The following is a 24,344-nucleotide window of genomic DNA, read 5'->3' as shown; positions in this document are numbered from 1 at the left end:
TTAGATGTTTTCAGATAGACCGTCTTTTTTTCAGAAGATTTATTTCTTCTTTTTAAACTTATTGAAATTGGGCTTTCCCTTTACTGGCTTGGTCGCCTCCTGGTACTCACGCACACGCTTGGCATGATCAATCTCTTTACGGAAGCGCAATTGCATGCCGTGTAAAAAATTACGCAACACCTGGTCTTTACACAATCGATATTGCTGCTGCCCACGTTTACGGAACAGGGCACTCAACTCATGCTTCCCAAAATTGAAATCTACTGAACTCAGCATATCCAAAATATCAGTATCCTTGAGCGTCAGGGCGATTTTCAGCTTTTTCAGCACATCGTTGTTTGTAATCGGATCTTCCACCTTGTACTCGACGCCTTCCGCCTTTCCGCGCTTATCAATCATCAGCCCATTCAAAAAACGCGACAGCGCGCCATCAGGGATCTGCACAAAAGACTCGTCGTCCTTTTTCTTCAGCCAGTCACTTACCGTCGCACGATCCACCTCCAGATCACCCAAAGCGAACAGTTTGATCATTTTATCATCACCAAAATCAAAGGTGTAACGGATTTGTCTGATTATATCATTATTATCCATAGGATACTTTTCTTTCTATTTCTTCTTCAACAAGCATGAAAGCGCCAAGGCACTTTCAAATTCCCTGCAAAGATACAACGATTTAATTAAACCAAGAATTCACCAGGATTTTATTCGCCTCCACCCATTTCTTGGCACTCATCTCAGGATCTTCTTTTTTATCTTCAAAAGCCTCCATCAGCCTGCTTAATTCGGTATTGGTCAATTTAAAATTCTTCAGGAACCTGTTCAATATGGGGTCTGCTTCCGAGAATTTACGGTGCTCATAGACATAAATCGACTCCCCTTCCCCGAAAACATTGAGCGGATCTTTCAGGAATTTCAATTTGGTATCGGCAAAGATATAATGTGGACGCCACAAGGTAACCACGATTGGCTCTTCCTGCTGAACAGCATTGCGCAGCCTGGAGACCATCCGCTTGCCATCAGTAGGCACCAAATTAATTTTCAGCTGATAAGTGGCTATAGCCTGCCTCGCCTTTTCCATCAAACCAGAGGATTCATCTATACCAACAATCATTCCGCCGAACTGTTCCGCTACACTATCGAGATCAGCAATACTATTTACATGCTCCATATAGGCAGGAACGACAAAACCTGTTTTGGTATTCGCCACTGTCTGCCCTACGGGGTTGATATCATTCTTAAACTGATCGACGAGGTGCTGGTGTGTTTTGGGCAACCAGACATCCAGAAAAACATCGGCATCGCCATTGGACAAGGCAGAGAACACCTCGGTGGCAGAGCCCTGAAAGAGTTTCACATCATAGCCCTTGGCTTCGAGTACAGATTTCGCCAAATAGGTCATCGCGACGGACTCCGCCCAATTCACATAAGCAAAGGTGATCTCTTTAGCATTTTGCGCCGACTCCTGTTTAACACTTGAGTTTTCACCTGCACAACCACAAAAAAGGGAAAGCATCAGGTACAAGGAGGCACTAAAAATGGAGAATAAATTTTTCATTGAAGGAAAGGATGATATGATTTAAGATCAAATTAATCACCATATTCCACTTTTGAAAATTCAAGAATATATAAAAATCTATTTTTGAGAAATAAAAAAAGCAAACTGAGACAGTTTGCTTTCTTGAATTTATTAATATTTTAAGATGTCAGTGAATCAAGGGTGTTTCAAAATACTTACTGTCCTACTCCAAATTCGGAATATTGGAACTGATTTTGAATTATTGAGCAAGCATAACGATGCTATTCCCTCAACATAATCCGTCATCACTTTTACGACACGCTAAATTTTCATTGCGAATTTTAAGCCTTAAACAGACGCTAAACCTCCACGTATTTTTGAACATCTGATTTGGTAATTTCTTTATCAGACATAATCACCAAACGCTCCACTACATTACGAAGTTCACGAATATTTCCTGTCCAATCTCCTTTCTGAAGCTCCTTGATGGCATCATCAGCAATGGTTTTTGCACTGTTACCGTACTCCATAGCGATATCTCCCAAAAACTTATCGACCAATTCAGGAATATCTTCTTTACGGTCTTTCAGCGCAGGAACATTCACCACAATCACACTCAGGCGATGGTATAAATCCTCACGGAAGTTACCTTCAGCAATCTCCGCTTTGAGGTCTTTATTTGTCGCGGCAAACACCCGAACATTTACTTTAATGTCCTTGTCTCCTCCTACTCTTGTAACGGTATGTTCTTGCAATGCACGAAGCACTTTCGCCTGCGCAGACAGGCTCATGTCACCAATTTCATCAAGGAAGAGCGTTCCTCCATTGGCCTGTTCAAATTTACCAATACGCTGCTTGTGCGCGGAAGTAAAGGAACCTTTTTCATGACCAAACAATTCACTCTCGATCAATTCAGAAGGGATGGCCGCACAATTGACTTCCACCAATGGGGAACCCGATCGCTCACTCTTGGCATGCAAGGCGCGCGCAACCAATTCCTTACCCGTACCATTTGGCCCAGTAATCAATACTCGGGCATCGGTTGGGGCCACTTTTTCAATCATGGACTGTACATCAGACAATGCCTCAGAGCTACCTACCATTTGGTATTTGCGTGCCACTTTCTTTTTAAGCACTTTGGTTTCCTTCACCAGGCTCTTTTTATCCATTGCATTACGCAAGGTCAGTAGCAATCTATTCAAATCTGGTGGTTTTGGAACGAAATCAAAGGCACCCATTTTTGTGGCCTCCACGGCAGTTTCAATGGACCCATGTGCAGAAATCATCACAAACTGGGTTTCAATACCTAAATCCTGCGCCTTTTCCAATACTTCCATACCATCCATCTTAGGCATTTTAATATCACAAAGCACTACATCGTAGGTACCCATTTGCAACTTTTTCAAACCCTCTTCTCCGTCTGCAGCTTCATCAACAGCAAACTTTTCATATTCGAGGATTTCCTTCAGGGTCATCCTTATACTGCGTTCATCATCAATAATAAGAATTTTAGGCATGTCGTTCGTAGTTCTTGGGTAAAATCATAGTTCCCAAAATGGGAATAGGTTCAATTCTTCAACTGTAAAAGGGGAAAATATGTGCAAGCCTGTAAGCCGGGTCCTGTATATTCCGAGGAATACGCCTATCATTTATCTGGGCCTGCCGTTGCCGACAGGCTCAATCAACCTACCCTCCGACATCGGACGAGTAGCCCTTATCGTGCCAAAGCACGAACTGCCGGTTTATTTGGTCTTTCAACCCGTAAGGTTTACCCTGCCACTATTGTCACCAATAGCGCGGTGAGCTCTTACCCCACCTTTTCACCCTTACTCCGAGGAGCGGTATATTTTCTGTGGCACTTTCTGTACACCATCGAAATGGCGCCCTTCCTGTTAGGAAGTACGGTACTCTTTGTTGCCCGGACTTTCCTCACCTGATTAAACAGGAGCGATAAGCCAGCTTGCACACTGCAAATATAGGATTCCTGCAAAGGAAATCCCCTATTTGCAGCTTTTATATTTTTATAAAAAATCAGAAAAGCGTGAAATTCACACTTTTTCTAACTTAACAAATAAAATTAGGAATACACCTCAGCGATTTGAGGGGGAGATCTATTTTATTTTTACCCGCGTGGCAGCGAAGCCGAAGCGGGTCTTTTCCGTTTCTTCATAAAATCTTACGTGACTTGCCTTGGAAAGATACTTATGAATTTTATTTCTGAGGGTACCATTACCGATACCGTGGACGAAGATGATTTCATCCATCCCTGTGGCTATGGCGTCGTCGAGTTTCTTGGCAAAATGCGTCATTTGAATTTCAAGCATTTCCTCCTTCTTCAAAAATTCAGGGTCATCGCAAAGTTTCTCAATATGAAGATCGACCTTATCGGCAGGGCGCACCACACGCAAACCATCTCCTGCAAGTGTTGCTTTGGCCTGTTGCTGACTTAATTTCTCAGAGATTTCAATAGCATCCACCGTTTTCACGTCCTGATCAATCTGCACCAGGTAGCAAGACTCATTCAATACTGGCGCTTCTTTCTCGGTTTTGAAAAAATTGGCCGCTTTGAATTTCAGGCGTCGCTGAAAAAGCCCAGCCTCTTCAAAGTGATCTTCCGAATGCATCATGTATCGCACATTAAGCGCAGGCCATTCGTCGAAAGTACGGATCGAGCGTTTATGGATTCGTTGGTAATTTTTAGGCAGAATAACTCCCGCAGAAACACCGTGATGTTTATGGTGCTCCAATTCTTCACTTACTGAAAATACCAGTGTATAATCGGTGTTGTTAATTAATATCGCTTCAAGGATTTCGTGGCCGAGTTTGGTATAAGCCATAAACACTCCCCGAGCGGAACTTACAGGCTTGGCAGGCACGAAAAACTCATCGTCCTTTGTTTTATGCTGCTTGTTCCCTTCCTCTGCCATATCGTTACCGAAATAGTTGTTTTCCTCTTGCGAGATCACCACCACCTCACGGGCAGCAACAGGAATCACAAAACCGTCTTCAATTTCAATTTCAACGATATTGTTTTTTGTGATGTGCACAATAATTCCTTCTTGATTATCATGCATTAATCGAACGCGATCACCTATATTCATTATTTTATTATTTATTCTTTTAGTTCAAAAAGGCTATTGGTCAAATTCCCAAAATGAGAAAATAAATCCCAAAGCGGAAATCAGCAATAGCCCAAAGGCCCCTTCTTTGACGCCAATTATTAGCGATATATCACTTACCTAACGAAAATTTATATATATAACTGAATCAAGACCTTTGAAATTTATTGGCAGACTAATTGCCAAATAATCAACAGGTTAATGTTGGGTTATGACGAATGCCCCTCCGCTATTTTTAGATGGAGGGGCATTTATTCTTGATGACGATAAGCTTGCAAGGCCTGGTAAATTTTATCCACTGGCAACCCCATCACATTGTAATATGATCCTTTGATTTCTTCGATGCCGACCATTCCAATCCATTCCTGAATGCCATAAGCACCTGCCTTATCGAAGGGCTTATAAGTGTCTACATAAAACTGAATTTCATCAATAGACAAATTCCTGAAAGTTACCGCTGTTACTGCATCACCACTGATTTGCTCATTGGCCGTGCGCAAGCAATAAGCCGAAATCACCTGATGGGTTTTCCCCGACATGGATTCAATCATATTTATAGCATCGGCACGGTCTATCGGTTTGCCCAATACCTTACCGTCCACCACAACCACCGTATCCGAAGTGATCAACAATTCATCTGCTGACAAATCATAAGCGGAAGCCTTCTTGCAGGCCAAAAATTCAGCGACCTCCGCTGCTGGCATTGTGGCATCAAAAGACTCATCCACCTCTTTTACCCGCACCTGAAAATCGACATTGAGGGCTTGCAATAACTCCCTCCTTCTCGGGGACTGAGAAGCCAAGATTACTTTTTTGGTCAAATTCATAATGCAAGGTAAAAAAAAGCCCTGCTGTAAAAAATCTATCTGCTGTCAATTCTTTTCAAGGCTCCTAAATTTCATTTCATCAGCAGCGGTCTGTGCAATTGAATATTTAATTGTAACTTTGAAAAAAAAGCATGAACGGAAGATATCGAAAAGACATTAAAATCGACCAATATGTGTCGATTGTAGAAAAACACAACCAAAGGTCAGGAGAAAGAACGGAAGGCGTTGTGAAAAATATTTTGACAAAATCCCCCCAACACCCTCATGGCATAAAAGTAAGGCTTGAGACGGGCGAAGTCGGACGGGTTCAAGAGATTTTAGAAGAGGATTAATTTCCGAAGCAGCTATTGGCTGCTTTTTTTATTTTCTTACATCCCCATTCTTCCATCATCAAAAAAACAAAACCGTTCTTTTGGTTCAACACTCAAACTACATGACCAAAAAAGAGAATTAATTACAAACATCATTTCACCTCTTCAGCATTACTGAGTCAGGACTGAATGTTCCTTCAACTTAAGTATTATTCTTACATAAAGTTGTGTATTAAACAACCAAAACCCTACAACCTAACCATTTACCTGCAAGTTAGCATTAAAAGAAACCTTTTCTCAAAACGGAACATTCACATTAAAACTTCAGGTATGGAACAAGAAACTACCCCCACCCCCTCATGGAAATCCATGGATCGCCTTGTTCACAAAAGCCGATTAAACCTACTCTCAGAAGTCATTATAGATCACCGTACCCTCAAATATAATCTGAGGAAATGTCAGCAGGAAATCATCAAGCTCAGCAAGGAAAAAACGCTCTTTGAGGAGCTTCACAACTTATTATTGATTGAGGCTGAAGGTGATGAATTTTCTCCCAACTACTGCAAAAAGCGTAATAAAAGCCTGTTTCAGTTGCAGGTAGAAAAAAGTATCCGAGAGAAAAAAATTCAGAATCTGAAAGATCAGCTGGAACGGGATCAGCAATATTTCAAGAAACATCAATTGATTATTGATCAGATGAAAGCCATGAGGTTGAAATCAGATTAAACGATGCCTTTAAAATTTAACTGTTTAAGTTGATTTTTTTTTCTTAAATAGCCGCCCTTAAACAGCTCTTATTCTCCAATGATGGAATCCTCTTATTTTGCTTTTGCGCTCAGTGTATTTACAGGTTTTTTTGCGATCATGAACCCGATTGCAAATACACCTGTTTTTTTAGGCCTTGTGGAAGACAGCCCGCAGGCACAACGTGAAAAAATTGCTCGAACCGCCTGCATTACGGCCTTTGTGATTGTAACGGCCTTTGTGGTGCTGGGCAATGTGCTTTTCAGCGTGTTTGGCATCACTATTCCTGCCTTTAAAATTACAGGCGGACTGCTATTGTTTTATGTCGGTTTTGAAATGCTGCAATCTAAAAAGTCCAATGTTCACCATCAGGGAGAACATGCTGAAGTGGATGATGGTGTTGCGATATCACCACTGGCTATTCCGATCCTTGCGGGCCCTGGCACAATCGTCACTGCCATGAGTCATGTAACCTCCACAAATTTGATTAATAATGCGATCGTGATCGGTATGTTTGCCATCATGTGCTTTCTAAGCTACCTGAGCTTCAGGATGAGCAATATCATTGTAAAAAAATTAGGTCAAAACTTAATCATCGTGATCGGCAAAATCATGGGATTGGTCATTGCCATCATGGGCACAGGGATGGTCATCGATGGAATAAAACTCGGATTTTTGAAATAATCCGAGTTTGTTATTTTAAAATAAATGTTCTTGGTCACATTTAGAGGGCCTAATCACTGCTTTTAGCAAAAAGCGCCCTAACCCTATAAAAAGATGGCGGGTGAATTTTGATCGGCAATCGAAGCACTATAACCTACCTCGTGAGAGGCACTGATCACCCGTCTCATTTCACTGGTTATTTTTGACCGATTTCTTATTCTTGGTCTTTAATGAACCGTTTCTACCTCACGCTGCACTGCATTACGCAACAATTTCACGGGGTCATCTTCTGTCGGTTGACTAAGCCCGATGAGCTGCAACTCAATACCCCGAGTTTTAGCATTCTCCTCGAAGTCATCAATAATTTCAAGCACATCTGGATGAATACATCGCGTACTTGAAGCGTCAATAATCACGACAGTATTGTTAGGCAGGTATTTCAATGTCCGCAAAATTGGTGCTTTATTCAAAAAGGATACCTCTTCCGACAAACGGAGTCTGATCGGTTGCCCCTCCTGATAATCTTTTGTATCGAAATGAAAAGGTTTACGGTAGTTATTCCACAGGATAAACATAATCGCGATGGCCAATCCGAAGCCAATACCACTCAGCATATCCATAAATACAATCCCTAAAATCGTGATCAAGAAAGGCAAGAACTCAGCACGGCCTTTCATGTACATGTTTTTGAAAATAACGGGTTTGGCCAACTTATATCCTACCAAAAACAAAATAGCAGCCAAGGCTGACAGAGGAATCAGGTTCAGAATATTTGGAATAGCAATGACAGATACGAGAATAAAAACACCATGTAAGATGGCCGAATACTTCGACTTTCCACCTGACTGAATATTGGCAGAACTTCGAACAATCACCTGGGTTACTGGCAGACCGCCGATCAAACCTGAACAAATATTTCCAACCCCTTGGGCGATAAGCTCTTTATTTGTAGGCGTTACCCGCTTCTGAGGATCAAGTTTATCGGTTGCCTCCACACAAAGCAAAGTTTCAAGACTGGCCACAATAGCGATGGTCGCTGCCAGCACATACATCTCTGGATCTGCCCAATGACTAAAATCAGGGAAGGTAAATTGCGCTAAAAAGCCATCGAAAGAATCTGCATCAGGGATGCGAACCAACTGGTCGGCATCAAAGCTTAACCAGCCTGTTTGCTGAAAAAGCAGGTTAAGGCCTACGCCCATCAATACAACAACGAGTGGTCCCTGAATAAATTTTGAAAAAGCCTGACGTTTAATAAATGGTTGTTCCCAAAGAATAAGAATGAGTAAACCAATCGTTACAACCACAATGGCCGCAGGGTTTAACAAATCAAACATTTTAAGTAAACCTGAAAAGGTAGTTTCGCCATCTATCTGACGGTAGGCAAAATCTCCCACAGGCGCTGCACTGTACCCGACAGCGTGAGGGATTTGTTTCAGGAAGATAATAATCCCGATACCCGAAAGCATTCCTTTAATGACAGAGGACGGAAAATAGTAGCCGATAATTCCTGCTTTAAAAAGACCAAGAATAATCTGAAAAACACCTGCCACCACTACGGCAAACAAAAAGAGCTCAAAGCTCCCCAATTCCTGTATTGCTGACAATACGATCACGGCCAGGCCTGCCGCAGGGCCACTCACCCCTAAAGGAGAGCCACTTAAGGTCGCCACAATAATACCCCCCACAATACCAGCGATAATACCACTGAATAATGGTGCTCCTGAGGCCAGGGCAATCCCCAGGCATAAGGGCAAAGCAACTAAAAACACGATAATACTCGCAGGAAAATCATGTTTAAGGTTAGACAAAAGAGAAGAACGATTTGTCATTTTCTGTTAGGTTAAGGTCGATTAGGTAAGTTTTACGCATTAAAAATAGAGTAAAAACTTCATAAAACATCATTAACCTATCGAAAATCATCATACAACAGCTCAATCGTTTGTTAAAAAATGATCCTTATCAATAAAACAGCAATTCGCAGCACTTCTTCCTGTTCACCGATGTGCTTTATTGACCATTTATTTCCTGCTTTGAACCACCATCAACAAGATAAATCCTACTATTTCATCCCTCAAACATTTTCCTCGTAGCATAATATTTAGTTTTCGAGGTGAAAATGGCCATTCGGGAAATGGTCATTTTCGCTGTTATAATGGCGCCAGCGTCGCATCTTATCAATCGTTTCCTTCGGAAATTCACCCTCGCCTTCCTGCTCTTTTCCCTATTGGTTTTTATCGGCGCAGCTACACATTATATTTATGCCCAGGGCATTTCTGGCATATTCCCGCTATTAATCCTCTCTTTCAACATTTATATCATCAACCTGCTCAAGCCAAAGCAGCACCTGCCATATATCGTTCTCAGTTCAGTCAGTATTGGCCTTTTAATTTTGACTGCTGATTATTTACGCCCGCTTTTTCCATTAACTGAGCTCTCAGCCGCTGACGATCAGGCTCGTTTAGCCCAGTTTATTGCCAACGATATCCTCTGCCTGGTGGGGTTGGTCATTTTCAGAAGAGAGATACACCATTCAAGAACTTTGCTGAATCGGAACCTGAAAGATCAACATCACCTGATCAATGCCATTGAGCGAGATTTCTTCATTTTGAAGGCCAATAAAGATATGACCATTACCCACATCAGCGATTCCTTCAAAAATCAATTTCCTTCATGGTCGCATATCGATATTCAAAATTTCCTGAAAGAGCATAGCTTTCAAAAAAAAGAAAACTTTGAGAAGGAGCTGGCCTTGACCATTAATCAACAGCCTCTGTATTTACGAATCCATCAGCAATATTACCCCCACGAGTTCGAAAACAACTACCAGTTCATTATACAGGACATTTCCAAAATAAAAAATAACGAGAAAAAGCTGCACCTTGCACTGACCAAAGAACTCGAACTCAACAAAATGAAAAATGAGTTTATCACCATGGTATCTCATCAGTTCAGAACCCCTTTAACGACGATTCAAAGTGCCAACCAACTGATTCAGTTAAGGGTTGATGCCATGACAGCAGCGGAAGAGTCATCAAAGCTGAAGAATAACTTCAACCAGGTCTTTGAATCTGTGGAATCCCTGACAGGCATGATGGAACGCTTGCTTGATTATGGTAAAATGGAAGCCAATGAAATTAAGCCTACTTTCCAACAGGTCAATCTTGAGCAACTTATTGAAAAACAAATTAAGCGGACTTCTGCTGAACGTATTCAATTTGGTATCGAAGGCACCCCAAGATTAGTGAATGCTGATCCGTATTTTCTCGAACACATCATTATCAACCTACTGACCAACGCCCTAAAATATTCTGAGCAACAGGTCGATATGCTACTGACCTTCGAAGCCGAGCAATATGAACTTTTGGTGAAAGACTATGGGATTGGTATTGAAGCAAATGAATTGGATCAGCTATTTCATCCATTTTTCCGAGCACAAAACACAGAAAACATTCGAGGGACAGGCATCGGCTTATCTTTCGTTAAAAAATTCGTGGAACTCCATGGAGGGACTGTGGACGTCAAGAGTGTTCTAACGCAGGGTTCCTGTTTCTGGATTACCATTCCGATCAACCCGCAGCAAGTTATGGTACCGGTTGAATCGCCGAACAAAGGCGATGAACAGCCTTTTAAAATTATCAATAATCGAATGAAAAATAATACCTAAACCATTGCCTCATAGTAAATCACAATACTGACCCTGACTTATTTTGAATTTTCGAAAGCATATATCTTCCATTGGCGCCTTTCTTTCCCTCGTGATGGGTACTCGCTCCCTGTTCACAATGGAGGAGCGTGTACTCAATTCGTTTACCTTCATGGTGGCGCTTCTTGCTTCTTGCGTTTTAACGGCCAATGAGGTATTGGGGCTTTCGGTGGCCATGCAGGAGGTGGTGTTCAGCGGTATAATTTTATCCATTACCTCTCAAATTCTAAATCGGGTTTTCAGAAAATATCACCTGGCTTTTGCCTGCTTTTTGCTATTGCAAACCATTGGGGTAACGACCCACTACATTGCCATCCAAGGCATTTATGGTCTGTTTCCGCTCTTGATCATTTGTTTTCATGTTTTTAATATTCACCTGCTCAAGCCCCATCGGCAAATTCCATATATCCTGATCAGTGCCGTTTTTGTCATTACATTATTTAAGTTTGGGGAACAATTTCAGCTGTTTCTTGAGTTACCAGAAATCAACCTGTCAGAAAAAACACGATATGCCCAGTTCGTTGCGGCAAATGTGCTTTGCTTAATCGGCCTCATCTTTTTTAAAAAACAAATCTATTTCTCACGAAAAAAACTGGATCGAAACCTCAAGGATCAAGAACAACTGATTGAGGCCATCGAAACTGATTTTTATATCCTGAAGGCCAATCGGGCATTCAACCTCACTTATGCGAGCCAATCCTTCATGAATGAATTTTCTAATTGGTCAGCCCAGGAGGTTCGTATTTTTCTGCAAAAAATTATTCACCGTAAAGAGGAAAACTTCCGACAAGAGGTCAGTTATACATACCTTCAAAAAAAACGCTATTTCAGGGTACATCAGCGCTATTATCCGAATGAAGAGGAGAACAATTACCAGCTCATTCTTCAGGATATTACGGAATCAAAGGACAATGAAAAACAGCTCAACCTTGCATTGCGCAAAGAGCTGGAACTTAATAAGATGAAAAATGAATTCATCACGATGGTTTCCCATCAGTTCAGAACACCATTAACTACCATTCAGAGCGCCAACCAATTGATCCAGTACAAAATGGAAGAAGTGGTTCCTGAAGAAGACAGCCCGAGAATGACGAGCAAGTTCAATCAAGTGTTTGAATCCGTAGAATCGCTCACGGGCATGATGGAGCGACTCCTTGATTATGGTAAGATGGAAGCCAACGAGATCAACCCCACTTTCCAGGAGATTGAGTTGGAAAGTATTATTCAGAAACAGATTAACAGGACTTCTCCCGAGCGGGTTAATTTCTCGGTAACAGGGGAATCGAAAAGGGTGTCTGCGGATCCCTATTTCATGGAACATATCGTGATTAACCTGTTGACCAATGCCTTGAAGTATTCTGAGAAACAGGTCAGGATTCAGCTGCAATACACGGGTGAGACCTACGCACTGTCGGTCAAAGATCAGGGGATTGGGATTGCCCAAAAGGAACTCAGCCGATTATTCACTCCCTTTTTCAGGGCACAAAACACCGAAAACTTTAAAGGTACAGGTATCGGCCTGTCTTTTGTGAAAAAATTTGTTGAACTCCACGGCGGAACGGTAGAAGTAGACAGCGTGCCTGGTCAAGGTGCCTGCTTCAAAATACATATGCCTGTGCAGCCGACACTCAAGGCAATACCGTCGGAATAAAATCGGCTAATATCAATCTGCTTTACGGATCACATTTCCATATTGAAGTCTTCCATTATTATGCTTTTGGTGCTTCCCTCCTCTACTTGACAGAAGGATAAGGAGTAGTTCAAGGATGCATTCTTCACTTAAATCAACCGAATATAATTAAAAAGCCAATTTTCAGAACCTCATCCTCAAAAAAGGATATAATTAATTAGTATCCTTATTCATTGTAGATGGCACGAAAGCTCAATTATTTAAATATTCTCGGCGTTGACGATCAGTTTTCTCTTTCCGAAAAAATTATCAACGCAGCGGCATTGGTCATGATTGCTTCAGCCATACTTTGCCTGATCTTTTTGGCTCCCAACATAAACCTTCACCCCGCATATAATTACTCCTTCAAATATATGGCCGTCGCCAATGTTCTGGTATTAGTTTTCAATCGCTACTATCGTAAATTTAATATTGCCCTCGGTATTTTCCTTTCCATTGAGTTGGCCATGCTGTATTCTGATTTTGTCGGTACGGGTGGGCTTGTAGGCACGAGCCCTATATTCCTGATGGTTTGCCATATGCTGAATTACAATATGCTACATATTAAGCATCATCCTCTTTATTTTTTATGCAGTACCAGTCTGATATTCATCGCTATCGGCTACAACCTCATCAACCCGGACCTTTCAGCACCTCTTCAGTATCAAATTTTTAGCCGCATTGGGGAGATTTTATCCGTAGACCTTTTGGGCTCGGCAGCGCTATGGTTATTCAAGCGACAAGATTATACAAGAAGCCAAAAGCTAAAGGAAATCAATGATCACCAAAAACAACTTATTGAGTCCATTGAAGATGACTTTTTTATTGTACAGTACGATCGCCAGTTAAAGCCATATTATCATAGCCACTCCTTCAACAGCATTTTTCCTGAAATTGCGCCAAATCAAATTGACCGGCTTTGGGCACAGTTAATTGATCCTCACCGAAACAATCAGGTACGGGAACAAACCATTAAGATTAATGGCAAAAACGTTCACCTGAAAATTAACCAAAAGGTATTCAACCCTGCCACTGCCCGACAGTACACGCAAATCATTGTGCAGGATATTACGCAGCAGAAAAACCATGAAGAAAACCTATATGCTTCGCTGAGAAAAGAATCACGGTTAAACAAGGCTAAAAATGAATTCATCACCATGGTTTCTCATCAGTTCAGGACTCCGCTGACCACCATCCAAAGTGCGCATCAGTTGATTGCCTATCAAATTGAACAAGACATTAAAAAGCCACCGACGAAATATCAGCCAAGGTTTAATCAAATTTCCGAATCCATTGAATCCTTAACGGGCATGATGGAGCGATTACTTGATTTTGGCAGAATTGAAGCCGATGACCTTCAGCCAAGTTATCGAAAAATAGACTTGCTGCCACTGATTAACCGGCAAATTGCCCAACGAATAAATGATCGGGAAATTCATTTATCGATAGCAGGAAAAAAACAGCCCGTGTACGCCGACGCCAACCTGTTGGAGCATGTCATCATTAACCTGATCAGCAATGCGATTAAGTATTCTGAGCAACCGATAGAGATTAAGGTCCATTTTCAGGCGGCAGATTATCAGATCGCCTTCATCGATCAGGGAATTGGAATTTCGCCCCCTGAGCTTGAGCGGTTGTTTGAGCCCTTTTTCAGAGCAAAAAACACGGAGAATTTTAAAGGTACAGGCATTGGTTTATCGTTTGTAAAGAAGTTCGTCGAGCTTCACCACGGAAATGTAAGTGTTCAGAGCAAACCTTCAGAAGGTTCAAAATTCATGATCACTATTCCTTACCTGCCTACTGAAAGCGCAAACCGTTCTACCCAAAAAATCGACTTACCTTACTGAGGTGATGCCATAAATTTTTAAACCTGAAAAATACGTCAACCATCAATGATCCACCTAAAGCATTTCATAAATATCATCATTGGGGATGATCGCCATACCACCCTTGCCGTGCGGACTTTGAACGCCATCACCCTTTTTGCCACTTTCTCTTCCGTGTTAAACCTCGTCTTGTTTGAGGAGTTAGCGATGCCCGAACCATATCGGTACAGTTTTTCTATCATTGCGCTATGCGGTGTTGTCAGCTATACCCTCAATCGCTTTTTCCGATGGCATAATTTGGCCCTATTGCCTTTTATTCTCTCTGAACTGACCGTATTTGGCACTGATTTTTTCATTATGGGAGGAATTACCGGGCCTGCACCGATTTTATTGATCCTCTTGCATATCATTAACTTTAATCTGCTAAACAAAAAATTTCACCTCCATTACTTTATCACCTTCAATATCCTCATCCCCGCTTTATGTGTGGTCCATTATTACCAACCGCAGCTCTCCAATGAGATTAGCGACATCAATACCTCCCGCCTGATTCAGTTTGTGCTCATCAATTTCATGTCCACAGCAATATTATGGATCTTCAAACACAAAGACAGTCAGCGGGCCGTAAAATTAGAATATACCAACAACCGCCAACATCAATTAATTCATGCCATTGAAAATGACTTTTTTATCGTTCAGTTCGATCATCAGCAACAAATAATTTACACCAGCCCCTCCACGGCCCAAATCCTTCAAACAATCCCAAAAGATGCGCAGCAAAGCTTGTTGCAATCTTTGGTACATCTGGGCGTGGCAACTGTGACCTATGAAAAAAAATTCCAATTTGATAATGGAGAAGAAATCTATCTGAGTGTGAATCAGCATGAATTTGACGATCCTGAAACGGGTAAGAACATTCAGCTGATCGTTCAAAATATTACCAACAGAAAAACACATGAAAACAAAATCCTGAATGCCTTACAAAAAGAATCGGAGCTCAACCGAATGAAAAATGAATTTATCACCATGGTTTCTCATCAATTCAGGACGCCATTAACCACCATTCAGTCGGCAAATCAACTTATTCAATATCAGATTTCCGAAGGAGTACCATTGACCAGCACCTCCGTTGAGCCGCGTTTCAATCAGGTTTTTGATGCCATCAATTCTTTGACCGAAATGATGGAAAGGCTGCTCGATTATGGCAAAATGGAAGCCAACGAATTGCAGGCACGTGTTCAGCCTACCAACCTGAAAGCTATTCTTCTAACACAGGTGAAGCGCTTTCACCACAATTTAAAGATCGACCGCATTAAAGCTACATTCGAGGGCGAAGAACGACTCCTGAACCTTGACCCCTATTTTATGGAGCATGTGATTATTAACCTGATCAGTAATGCAATAAAATACTCCGAGGGCGATATTTTTATCTCCCTGAAATATGGTCAGCAGGAATGTCAATTGGCCATTAAAGACCATGGAATAGGGATTTCACCACAGGAAATCCCTCACTTATTTGAGCCATTTTACAGGGCTAAAAATACAGAAAACATCAAAGGAACGGGGATTGGTCTTTCCTTTGTCAAAAAAATTGTGGAGCTCCACGGTGGAGAAATCAATGTCCAAAGTACCATTAATAAAGCGACGGTCTTTACCTTGAAGCTTCCCTACCAATTTACCCTCACCCAACAAGCACCGCCCCCTTACCCAAAAACGAGCCATACCCTTGAGAGGTGATCTTTTAGCGGTACGAAAGCACCTCTGAATCCTTTGAAATAATTGTAAATCACCCTTAAAAAAATGCTGTAATCATCAACTTATTTCTCTGAAAAGGCTATAAATAATAAGGAATAATGATGTAGCACAAAATACATGAATGGAATAATCAGGCTTTTTAGTCAATTAACAGGTACCGATTCCAAATTCACTTTGGCTGAAAAAGTCGTGAACATTATTGCTTTAATAATGGTCTCGGCCGCGCTTATTAACGGCCTCTTGCATTCAACACTTCAACTGCCAAAGATCTATCTTTTCGCCTTCAGCTATTTGGTGGTGGCCAATTCTTTGGTACTGATCCTTAACAGGTACCTGAGAAAATTCAACTGGGCCGTTTTACTATTCCTCTCTTCGGAAGTGGTCATTTTTACTGCAGATTTTGTCGCCATGGGCGGAATTGTAGGTCCATCTCCTCTTTTATTGATTTGCTTTCATGTGATCAATTACAATTTGCTCGACAACCGAAAACATGGCCTCTACTTTATTTTCTCTACCCTATTAATTATTGCGCTGGTAAAAATCAACCTGCTGTTTCCTGAAATTTCCGCACCAATGCAGGATGCCCTACCTGGCAGGATTGGGCAACTCATCACCGTGAACACCATGACTTCCATCTCGCTTTGGCTTTTCAAACGACAGGACAATCACCGAGCGATCCGGCTGAAAGACACCAATGAAGATCAGCAACAATTGATTGAGGCAATTGAAAATGACTTCTTTATTGTCAAATTTGATGATGACCTCAATATCAGGTATAAAAGTGCTTCCGTGGATAGGATCCTGGGGCCAATGAGGGCATCAAAACAATTGGACCTGCTCCGCAGCCTTGTAAGACCACAGGAGGGAGATACGATTTATGAAAGTGACTTTCGTGCCTTTCAGCAACGGGTATATTTACGGATCAACCAAAAGCACCTCCGCAATAAGAAAAATGGCGCTTTTGTTCAGCTGATTGTTCAGAATATTACCACACAAAAAGAGCATGAAAAACAATTGATGTCCTCTCTGAAGAAGGAACTCGAAATCAATAAAATGAAAAATGAGTTTATCGCAATGGTGTCCCATCAATTCAGAACCCCACTGACGACCATTTACAGCGCCATAGAAATCCTTCAGCTGCATTCAGGTGAAGAGAATGCTTTTGCAAAACGAAAATATGACCAGGTTTTTCACTCTGTAAACAGCCTGACTGTGATGATGGAAAGATTACTGGATTTTGGAAAGTTGGAGGCCAATGAAGTGCAGATAAAGCCCGTGCAATTGGACATGGTCTCCTTTATCCATACCATTTTGGACAAACAAAAATTTTCTGAAAGCAAAGACCGTATTCAGTTTTCCGCCAATGTAGAACAGCTGATCGTGTATGCCGACACTTATCTCATGGAACACATTTTAGGCAACCTGTTGTCCAATGCCATCAAGTATTCCCCAAATGGTGACCGCGTTTCTTTGCGATTATCGGCCTCAAAAAAACACTACAACATTTCTGTTACCGACCAGGGAATTGGGATTGCGCAAAAGGAAATCCCCAAACTTTTCAATCCCTTTTTCAGGGCAAAAAATACAGAAAATATTAAAGGAACGGGAATCGGGCTGGCCTTCGTGAAGCAGTTTGTTGAACTCCACCACGGAACGGTAACAGTGATGAGTGAACTGGGGAAAGGGACTACTTTTATGATCAAATTCCCGCTTGAAGAAGGGCTCCCCAGACCCGTTAAAAAATTTAATGAAAACCAGCTGAGCGATAAAAGAATCCTGTCAAGCAAAAACCATCAATAAACTCCCCTGTTAATATAAAGATGGAGAAGTAAGATGTCTTTTTTAGACATGACGATTTTTCATAAACAATATCATTCGACCATTTCCATATTTCTCCATTCATCAAAAATTTAGAGAACAATTGAATTTCAATTGTTACTTTTCGATCAAACTTTAAACTGCTGAATTATGATGATTGAAAATCCGTTGCGTAAAATCGGATATACTGCCCTGTTTTCCTTGTGCTTCATGGCATGTAGCGAAAAAGAGCCCGCACAGCAACCCAAAGACAATACCGTCCATGGTATCAATATCAAAAACATGGATAAACGGGTTGATCCTTCCGAGGATTTCTACAAATATGTAAATGGTGGGTGGGATGCCTCTACCAATATTCCTGATGATCAACTCATGTGGGGATCCTTCAATGAACTTGAAGAAAGAAATGTGAAGGCCCAAAAGGAAATTATTGAACAAGCCTTGCAAAATAAGGACAAGCTCAAAGGTGATCAGCTCAAAGCCATTCAAATTTATGCCTTGGCCAAAGACACCGAAAGCATCAATAAAGAAGGCCACGCGGTACTGGATGCGACCATTGCCGCTATTGCCAAGGTGAAGGATAAAAAACAAATTCCCGAACTTGCTGGACAATTAGCTACTTTGGGCGTCGGCAGCTTTTTTGATGCCAATGTGAGTACAGACCGAAAAAATTCCAAGGAAAATGCCCTGTATTTTGAGCAAGGCGGCCTGACCCTGCCTGACCGCCAGTATTACCTGGATCAAAGCGAACATTTTGAAAGTATCCGAACGGCTTATGCGGACTATATTGCCGCCCTTTTTACCAAAATGGGTAACAATGAGGACGTGGCGCAGCAAAAAGCAAAACACATTCTGGATGTAGAGTCAAAAATCGCAAAAATTTCGTGGACTCCCGCCAAGCTTCGGAATCCTGACAAGACTTACAACAAAATGTCTGCAAGTAAATTTGATCGCTCTTTTGCTCATTTTGATTTGAATGCTTATATGAAAGCGGCCAATATTGATGCTTCCGCGGCAAAGGAAATCATCGTTGGGCAACCCGATTACTTTCAGCATTTAGGAAGAATCATGCACGCATTGTCTTTGGATGAACTTAAAGATTATTTGGCTTTCAGAACCATTAACAGTTACGCTTCCTTTTTTGGGGAGGAATATCACCAATTGACTTTCGACTTTTTCAGTAAGAAGCTCAATGGCGCCAAGAAAATGCAACCAGAATGGAAACGCAACCTCAGCATTGTTAATGCTACCGTGGGAGAAGGTTTTGGGCAATTATATGTAGCGAAGGTATTTCCTGAGGAGGCGAAAGCACAAGCAGCAGGACTGATAAAAAATATTCGAACAGTTTTGGGAGAACGTATTGACCAACTCTCGTGGATGAGTGAGGAGACCAAGAAAAAAGCCCATGAAAAGCTGGACAAAATTACGGTAAAAATCGGATACCCTGATAAATGGAAATCCTATGAAAACTTGAAAGTCGATCCGCAATCTTTCTTACAGACCATCATTAATGTCAACAAGTTTGAATATAGTGAAATGGTCAATAAACTGGGGCAGCCTGTTGACAAAAGCAAATGGGAAATGAACCCTCAGGAGGTCAATGCTTATTATGAGCCTACCAATAATGAAATTGTGTTCCCTGCCGCAATCCTGCAACCGCCTTTTTATGATTATAAAGCTGATAAAGCGGTTAATTATGGTGGCATTGGTGCTGTTATTGGTCATGAAATCACGCATGGTTTTGATGATGAAGGCCGTAAATATGATGCCGATGGTAACCAGAAAGACTGGTGGACAAAAGAAGATGCCGAGCATTTTGATGCCCTTGCACAAAAAGTCGTTGCGCAGTTCAATGATTATACCGTCCTTGACTCCGTTCATGTGAATGGCCAATTGACCCTGGGCGAAAACATTGCCGATCTTGGTGGGGTTACGCTGGCTTACCATGCACTGCTGAAAGACCTTGAGAAAAATGGCAGACCTGGCAAGATTGATGGGTTCACTCCTGAACAACGTTTCTTCATGTCGTGGGCTACCGTTTGGAGAACGAAAGCGCGAAACGAAATTAAACGCCGATTGGTGATGGTTGATCCACATGCGCCAGGGCAGTACCGTGCTTTTGCTCCGCTGAGTAATTTTGAGCCTTTCCAAAAAGCATTCAACATTAAAGATGGCACTCCGATGGTTCGAAAAGACAGAATCGTCATCTGGTAAATCCTAAGATCAAAAGTTAATAAAAAAAGCTATCTGAGTCTGTCAGATAGCTTTTTTTCGTTTATAGCTTTTTCAGCGCGGACATCAGTTCGTCAGGGTCTGGCCGCTGACGGTAATCTTCTTCGCTTTCCGCATATCGTATTGTCCCTCTTTGATCAATCACAAAACGGGCAGGCATTGGAAGCATCCAATCTTCATTGCCCTGATGTTCAGGCAAATTGATATTAAAAGCCTTATAAACTTCAATCAGGTCCGCAGGCAAAGTAAATGCGAGCTGAAACGCCTTGGCGAGCTCGTTATCTTTATCGTGCAGAATATCAAAACGCAACCGCTGAGTTTCGATAATCTCTTTCAGATAGCTCGGCTTTTCAGGAGAGATCGCCACCATCTGGGCACCCAAATCGTGTATCTCTGCCTCGTAATGGTTCAGGTTTGCGAGGTCAAGGTTGCAATAGGGGCACCATACCCCACGGTAAAAGGTCAGTACCAAAGGCCCCTTTTTCAATAAGTCTTTACTCGATATGGGAACGCCGTTTTGATTGACCAATGAGAAAGAAGGCGCGGGCTCATTTTCGCCCAATACCGAATTCTTCAGGCCCGACTGTTTTAAATCTTCAGTCGCTTGATGCATAATTTTCAACTTATCCTCTGGGATTTTCCCTTCCAACCGATCTTTTAAGTTGGATAATTTTTCCTGAAATGTCATGGTAATATGATGATGGTTCTCCCATTATAAACTATTTCAGCAGCCGTTGGTCGAAAAATTAGGCATAAAAAAATCGGCCAACAAGCCGATTTCTTATTTCATTTATAGCGATTTCGCTTATTCTTCACCTGCAGGAAGGTCACCCTCTGCCTGCCCTAAATACAAATTGAAAGCCAGCCCATTGGTCTCTTGAAATTTGTCCTCTTCCAAGTCTTCATAAATGTCTTCATCGAAGGTCATGGTTGTCTTTTCAATCTTATTATCAGGGTGTACGATCAATTCTACCCCCTCCATGGTTACAGGGTTTACCTGCACCAAAACTTTATAGTCACCAAACTCATTGATGAAATATTTACAAACGATGTTTGAAGATTTCTTCGCCATAATTATTAATAATTTGCACAAATATACGCCTCAAAAATTCAAAAACACAAAAATGCCGACCATATAGAAGTCGGCATCATATAATTATCAGTCTTCAAAATCAAAACCCATATCAGCGAACAGATCGTCCATCAAATTGTCAATATTTTCATCAACAATATCTCGGAGCACTTTGGGCCGTTCTTCCCCATTTACTGATGGATTGTGACTATGTTCATTCTCAAAAGGTAAATTTTCAGGTTCCATAAAACTTCATTAAGTACAACATTCGACTTAAATTATAAACGAAACTCCCTGACATTTGATTCCCCTTTGATCCTTCATTCATTACATTGAACATATTGAAGATCAGGACTTATTAATATAATTCTATTTTTTCATAATCCTCCACTGTTACACTGCGTAACAACTCATTTTCCATAATATCTGCCCAGGTGCGCATATACAGTACCACATCGTTTTTACGGTTATGCTTTGGGTACATCAGCACGGGTGCCATTGCCCGCAGGACTTTTGGGTCTGTAAGCTTTTCCAGGTGCTTCAGGTCAGTCACATCAAGCCCTTTATCCAACATTAGCGAAATCACCATATCCATCGGGTAACCGCTCGTCGGGCAGTAGGCCGCAGTTTGTTCCGACCAGTCCCCTTCTGTTCTGTTGGCCAAAGCATAAGTATGAATTTCCTTGGCACTGAGCTTGGTAATTTCCTGAGCCAGATGCCCACAGTTACACCCTCCCATGTGCCCCCACTGATAATTTTCACTTTGCTCAATATTTTTTGCCGCTTTACGTATGCAATCCACCAAAGCTAAATTCGACCGTGCCATATGCTATATTTTTTAGGTTATAATGAAAGGGAGACCACGCTGCACCCTGTAAATCCAAATACATAACACATTGTGACCGCTCGGAGTTACCGTATTTGGCTAAATATTTCCACTCATCAAAATTTAGCGGATTAATCGACTTTTCTTATTTACCTTGCAGCCTAATTGAAGAATCACTTTAATATTCTATGAATAAAAAATTCCTTACCCTCAGTTTAGCAGTTGCTATGGCGGGCACGCTTGCTTCTTGCAATAATGGAGAGCAAAAAGCCCAGGCAAATGCAGACACAGAAGTGCACGGCATCGATGTAAAAAACATGGATCAGTCCGTTTCCCCTTCTGATGACTTCTATAACTTTGCCAATGGTGGCTGGCAAAAAGCAACCAAAATCCCTGATGATCAAACACGATGGGGTGCTTTTAATGAGTTACGTGACCGTAACGTCAGCGCTCAAAAAACCATCATGGACGATGCCATCAAGCACATCGACACTTATACAGGTGATCAGCTGAAGGCGGTTCAGGTTTATCAGTTGGGAATGGACAGTGCTAAAATTGAAACTGCGGGCTATAAAGCCTTGGAGCCTATTTTTGCCAAGATCAACAGTGTTTCCAACAAGCAGCAGGTTCCTTCACTTTTGGGCGAGCTGAATGCACAGGGGGTTTATGGTTTGTTCACAAGCTATGTGTACACCGACAGTAAAAACTCTACAGAAAATGCTTTCTGGTTCCGTCAGGGAGGCTTATCACTTCCTGATCGTGACTATTACTTGAACAAAGATGAGCACTTTGAAAGTATTCGTCAGGACTACGTAAAGTATATTTCCGCTATTTTGACAAAAGTTGGTGAAAAACCAGCGGTAGCAGAAAAAGCAGCCAAAGACATTTTGGCTTTCGAGACCAAATTGGCAGAGATTTCAAGATCACGTGCTGAGCTGCGTAACCCAGAGAAAAACTACAACAAAATGAAAACGGCGGATTTTGATAAATCCTTCTCTCATTTTGATGTAACGGATTTCTTCCAGGCCGCAAAAATCCCTCAGGCAAAAGTTCCTGAAGTTATTGTTGGTCAGCCTGAATTCTTCACTGGTCTTGGTCGTATTTTGAAAACAACTTCAGTAAATACCCTGAAGCAGTACTTCACTTTCAAAACAGTGAACACTTATGCCTCTTACCTGAGCCATGACTTTGTCACGCTTTCTTTCGATTTTTATGGGAAGAAATTGAGCGGTGCAAAAGTGATGCGTCCACGCTGGAAGCGTATGTTATCTGTTGTTAATGGTGTTGTTGGCGAAGGTTTTGGCCAAATGTACGTAGCGAAGGTATTCCCTGAAGAAGCTAAAACAATGTTGGCAGGAATGATTGAAAACGTGCGTACCGTATTGGGACAACGTATCGATCAGCTTTCTTGGATGAGCGAAAAAACCAAAGAGAAAGCCCATGAAAAACTGGAAAACATCAATGTAAAAATCGGTTATCCTAACAAGTGGAAATCGTACGAAGATTTGAATGTTGACACTTCTTCTTTCCTACAAACGATGATCAATTCAAATGAATTTGATTATCAGGATATGATCGGTGATCTTGGAAAGCCTGTTGATAAAACAAAATGGGGAATGACACCGCAAACGGTAAATGCTTATTATAGCCCTACCAACAACGAAATCGTATTCCCTGCGGCCATTCTACAGCCTCCATTCTATGATTACAAAGCTGACAAAGCGGTTAATTATGGCGGTATTGGTGCGGTGATTGGTCATGAAATCACACACGGATTTGACGATCAGGGTCGTAAATACGATGCACAAGGAAACCAAAAAGACTGGTGGACAGAAGAAGATGGCAAACGTTTTGACGCCTTGGCGCATAAAGTAACTGAGCAGTTCAATAACTACACTGTATTGGATTCTGTTCATGTGAATGGCCAATTGACATTGGGTGAAAACATTGCCGATTTGGGTGGTGTAACTTTGGCCTACAATGCCATGATGAACGACATGAAGAAAAATGGTCGTCAGGAAAAAATCGACGGTTTCACTCCTGAGCAACGTTTCTTCTTGTCATGGGCAACAGTATGGAGAACCAAAGCGCGTGATGAAGCTTTGCGTCAGCAAGTAATGACTGATCCACACTCACCAGGATTCTTCAGAGCTTATGCTCCATTGAGTAATTTCGAGCCTTTCCAAAAAGCTTTCGACTTAAAAAATGATTCGAAAATGGTACGTAAAGACCGTATCGTGATCTGGTAATCCTTTTTCAT

Annotated in this window: 20 protein-coding genes and 1 other RNA gene; 10 read left to right on the top strand and 11 right to left on the bottom strand. The window is 41.6% G+C overall.

The features are described 5' to 3' along the window. Nucleotides 1–39: 39 nt before the first annotated feature. The 6 genes from AABK40_RS05795 to AABK40_RS05770 form a co-directional block, all read right to left on the bottom strand. Nucleotides 40–591: a YehS family protein gene (locus AABK40_RS05795; RefSeq protein WP_332920478.1), complete on the bottom strand. Its 552-nt coding sequence runs from the start codon at nucleotides 589–591 to the stop codon at nucleotides 40–42. An 82-nt stretch (nucleotides 592–673) separates the two neighbouring features. Then, nucleotides 674–1,555, bottom strand: coding sequence for a glycine betaine ABC transporter substrate-binding protein (locus AABK40_RS05790; RefSeq protein ID WP_338397891.1), 882 nt, complete (start codon nucleotides 1,553–1,555; stop codon nucleotides 674–676). Between the two features lie 320 nt (nucleotides 1,556–1,875). Next, nucleotides 1,876–3,033, bottom strand: a complete 1,158-nt coding sequence (locus tag AABK40_RS05785; RefSeq protein WP_332920476.1) for a sigma-54-dependent transcriptional regulator — start codon at nucleotides 3,031–3,033, stop codon at nucleotides 1,876–1,878. Between the two features lie 76 nt (nucleotides 3,034–3,109). Further along, nucleotides 3,110–3,483, bottom strand: an RNA gene (gene rnpB, locus AABK40_RS05780) — RNase P RNA component class A. A gap of 144 nt (nucleotides 3,484–3,627) precedes the next feature. Then, nucleotides 3,628–4,617, bottom strand: coding sequence for a Smr/MutS family protein (locus tag AABK40_RS05775; RefSeq protein WP_338397890.1), 990 nt, complete (start codon nucleotides 4,615–4,617; stop codon nucleotides 3,628–3,630). Between the two features lie 269 nt (nucleotides 4,618–4,886). Further along, complete coding sequence (locus tag AABK40_RS05770) at nucleotides 4,887–5,462, bottom strand: Maf family nucleotide pyrophosphatase (RefSeq protein WP_338397889.1); 576 nt, start codon at nucleotides 5,460–5,462, stop codon at nucleotides 4,887–4,889. A 131-nt stretch (nucleotides 5,463–5,593) separates the two neighbouring features. On the opposite strand from AABK40_RS05770, the gene AABK40_RS05765 reads away from it, so the two are divergent. The 3 genes from AABK40_RS05765 to AABK40_RS05755 all read left to right on the top strand — a co-directional run bounded on the left by AABK40_RS05765 (nucleotide 5,594) and on the right by AABK40_RS05755 (nucleotide 7,201). Beyond that, a complete protein-coding gene (locus tag AABK40_RS05765; protein WP_332920473.1) occupies nucleotides 5,594–5,794 on the top strand; it encodes a YwbE family protein in 201 nt (66 codons plus the stop codon). A gap of 309 nt (nucleotides 5,795–6,103) precedes the next feature. Further along, the gene (locus AABK40_RS05760) at nucleotides 6,104–6,499 is read left to right on the top strand and encodes a hypothetical protein (protein ID WP_332920472.1); all 396 of its coding nucleotides are present in this window, start codon (nucleotides 6,104–6,106) and stop codon (nucleotides 6,497–6,499) included. A gap of 78 nt (nucleotides 6,500–6,577) precedes the next feature. Next, nucleotides 6,578–7,201, top strand: coding sequence for a MarC family protein (locus tag AABK40_RS05755; RefSeq protein ID WP_338397888.1), 624 nt, complete (start codon nucleotides 6,578–6,580; stop codon nucleotides 7,199–7,201). Between the two features lie 206 nt (nucleotides 7,202–7,407). Here AABK40_RS05755 and AABK40_RS05750 read toward each other — a convergent pair whose 3' ends face one another. Continuing rightward, nucleotides 7,408–9,012, bottom strand: coding sequence for a SulP family inorganic anion transporter (locus AABK40_RS05750; RefSeq protein WP_332920470.1), 1,605 nt, complete (start codon nucleotides 9,010–9,012; stop codon nucleotides 7,408–7,410). A gap of 287 nt (nucleotides 9,013–9,299) precedes the next feature. On the opposite strand from AABK40_RS05750, the gene AABK40_RS05745 reads away from it, so the two are divergent. From AABK40_RS05745 to AABK40_RS05720, 6 genes are all read left to right on the top strand, one after another. Then, nucleotides 9,300–10,847 carry a sensor histidine kinase gene (locus AABK40_RS05745; RefSeq protein WP_338397887.1) on the top strand — a complete coding sequence of 516 codons (1,548 nt, stop codon included), beginning with the start codon at nucleotides 9,300–9,302 and terminating at the stop codon, nucleotides 10,845–10,847. A 43-nt stretch (nucleotides 10,848–10,890) separates the two neighbouring features. Beyond that, nucleotides 10,891–12,537, top strand: a complete 1,647-nt coding sequence (locus tag AABK40_RS05740; RefSeq protein ID WP_338397886.1) for a sensor histidine kinase — start codon at nucleotides 10,891–10,893, stop codon at nucleotides 12,535–12,537. A 218-nt stretch (nucleotides 12,538–12,755) separates the two neighbouring features. Continuing rightward, nucleotides 12,756–14,402, top strand: coding sequence for a PAS domain-containing sensor histidine kinase (locus AABK40_RS05735; RefSeq protein ID WP_338397885.1), 1,647 nt, complete (start codon nucleotides 12,756–12,758; stop codon nucleotides 14,400–14,402). Nucleotides 14,403–14,447: 45 nt separating this feature from the next. After that, nucleotides 14,448–16,118: a PAS domain-containing sensor histidine kinase gene (locus AABK40_RS05730; RefSeq protein WP_338397884.1), complete on the top strand. Its 1,671-nt coding sequence runs from the start codon at nucleotides 14,448–14,450 to the stop codon at nucleotides 16,116–16,118. A gap of 135 nt (nucleotides 16,119–16,253) precedes the next feature. Then, nucleotides 16,254–17,936, top strand: coding sequence for a sensor histidine kinase (locus AABK40_RS05725; RefSeq protein WP_338397883.1), 1,683 nt, complete (start codon nucleotides 16,254–16,256; stop codon nucleotides 17,934–17,936). Between the two features lie 168 nt (nucleotides 17,937–18,104). Next, nucleotides 18,105–20,168 carry a M13 family metallopeptidase gene (locus AABK40_RS05720; RefSeq protein WP_338397882.1) on the top strand — a complete coding sequence of 688 codons (2,064 nt, stop codon included), beginning with the start codon at nucleotides 18,105–18,107 and terminating at the stop codon, nucleotides 20,166–20,168. 61 nt (nucleotides 20,169–20,229) lie between these two features. On the opposite strand, the gene AABK40_RS05715 is transcribed toward AABK40_RS05720, so the two are convergent. The 4 genes from AABK40_RS05715 to AABK40_RS05700 all read right to left on the bottom strand — a co-directional run bounded on the left by AABK40_RS05715 (nucleotide 20,230) and on the right by AABK40_RS05700 (nucleotide 22,084). Further along, a complete protein-coding gene (locus tag AABK40_RS05715) occupies nucleotides 20,230–20,874 on the bottom strand; it encodes a peroxiredoxin-like family protein (protein ID WP_332920463.1) in 645 nt (214 codons plus the stop codon). Nucleotides 20,875–20,991: 117 nt separating this feature from the next. Next, entirely contained in the window at nucleotides 20,992–21,258 is a 267-nt protein-coding gene (locus AABK40_RS05710; protein WP_332920462.1) for a hypothetical protein, read from the bottom strand. A gap of 87 nt (nucleotides 21,259–21,345) precedes the next feature. Beyond that, on the bottom strand, nucleotides 21,346–21,504 hold the full coding sequence (locus AABK40_RS05705; protein WP_332920461.1) for a hypothetical protein: 159 nt from the start codon (nucleotides 21,502–21,504) through the stop codon (nucleotides 21,346–21,348). Between the two features lie 112 nt (nucleotides 21,505–21,616). Continuing rightward, nucleotides 21,617–22,084, bottom strand: a complete 468-nt coding sequence (locus AABK40_RS05700; protein ID WP_332920460.1) for a hypothetical protein — start codon at nucleotides 22,082–22,084, stop codon at nucleotides 21,617–21,619. A gap of 188 nt (nucleotides 22,085–22,272) precedes the next feature. Here AABK40_RS05700 and AABK40_RS05695 point away from each other — a divergent pair, with 188 nt between their 5' ends. Further along, nucleotides 22,273–24,333, top strand: a complete 2,061-nt coding sequence (locus AABK40_RS05695; RefSeq protein ID WP_338397881.1) for a M13 family metallopeptidase — start codon at nucleotides 22,273–22,275, stop codon at nucleotides 24,331–24,333. Nucleotides 24,334–24,344: the final 11 nt, after the last annotated feature.

This window comes from Persicobacter psychrovividus (assembly GCF_036492425.1).
GTDB classification, from domain to species: domain Bacteria; phylum Bacteroidota; class Bacteroidia; order Cytophagales; family Cyclobacteriaceae; genus Persicobacter; species Persicobacter psychrovividus.
Note: the sequence above shows the minus strand (reverse complement) of the source record. Positions and strands in the feature narration are given on the sequence as shown.

Excerpts from the sequence above, each read along its gene's own strand:
- AABK40_RS05775 (WP_338397890.1), bottom strand. The coding sequence starts at position 4,617 with ATGAATATAGGTGATCGCGTTCGATTAATGCATGATAATCAAGAAGGA.
- AABK40_RS05735 (WP_338397885.1), top strand. The coding sequence starts at position 12,756 with ATGGCACGAAAGCTCAATTATTTAAATATTCTCGGCGTTGACGATCAG.
- AABK40_RS05695 (WP_338397881.1), top strand. The coding sequence starts at position 22,273 with ATGAATAAAAAATTCCTTACCCTCAGTTTAGCAGTTGCTATGGCGGGC.
- AABK40_RS05750 (WP_332920470.1), bottom strand. The coding sequence starts at position 9,012 with ATGACAAATCGTTCTTCTCTTTTGTCTAACCTTAAACATGATTTTCCT.
- AABK40_RS05710 (WP_332920462.1), bottom strand. The coding sequence starts at position 21,258 with ATGGCGAAGAAATCTTCAAACATCGTTTGTAAATATTTCATCAATGAG.
- AABK40_RS05715 (WP_332920463.1), bottom strand. The coding sequence starts at position 20,874 with ATGACATTTCAGGAAAAATTATCCAACTTAAAAGATCGGTTGGAAGGG.
- AABK40_RS05795 (WP_332920478.1), bottom strand. The coding sequence starts at position 591 with ATGGATAATAATGATATAATCAGACAAATCCGTTACACCTTTGATTTT.
- AABK40_RS05765 (WP_332920473.1), top strand. The coding sequence starts at position 5,594 with ATGAACGGAAGATATCGAAAAGACATTAAAATCGACCAATATGTGTCG.
- AABK40_RS05745 (WP_338397887.1), top strand. The coding sequence starts at position 9,300 with ATGGCCATTCGGGAAATGGTCATTTTCGCTGTTATAATGGCGCCAGCG.
- AABK40_RS05770 (WP_338397889.1), bottom strand. The coding sequence starts at position 5,462 with ATGAATTTGACCAAAAAAGTAATCTTGGCTTCTCAGTCCCCGAGAAGG.
- AABK40_RS05785 (WP_332920476.1), bottom strand. The coding sequence starts at position 3,033 with ATGCCTAAAATTCTTATTATTGATGATGAACGCAGTATAAGGATGACC.
- AABK40_RS05790 (WP_338397891.1), bottom strand. The coding sequence starts at position 1,555 with ATGAAAAATTTATTCTCCATTTTTAGTGCCTCCTTGTACCTGATGCTT.
- AABK40_RS05755 (WP_338397888.1), top strand. The coding sequence starts at position 6,578 with ATGATGGAATCCTCTTATTTTGCTTTTGCGCTCAGTGTATTTACAGGT.
- AABK40_RS05725 (WP_338397883.1), top strand. The coding sequence starts at position 16,254 with ATGAATGGAATAATCAGGCTTTTTAGTCAATTAACAGGTACCGATTCC.
- AABK40_RS05760 (WP_332920472.1), top strand. The coding sequence starts at position 6,104 with ATGGAACAAGAAACTACCCCCACCCCCTCATGGAAATCCATGGATCGC.
- AABK40_RS05700 (WP_332920460.1), bottom strand. The coding sequence starts at position 22,084 with ATGGCACGGTCGAATTTAGCTTTGGTGGATTGCATACGTAAAGCGGCA.
- AABK40_RS05720 (WP_338397882.1), top strand. The coding sequence starts at position 18,105 with ATGATGATTGAAAATCCGTTGCGTAAAATCGGATATACTGCCCTGTTT.
- AABK40_RS05705 (WP_332920461.1), bottom strand. The coding sequence starts at position 21,504 with ATGGAACCTGAAAATTTACCTTTTGAGAATGAACATAGTCACAATCCA.
- AABK40_RS05730 (WP_338397884.1), top strand. The coding sequence starts at position 14,448 with ATGATCCACCTAAAGCATTTCATAAATATCATCATTGGGGATGATCGC.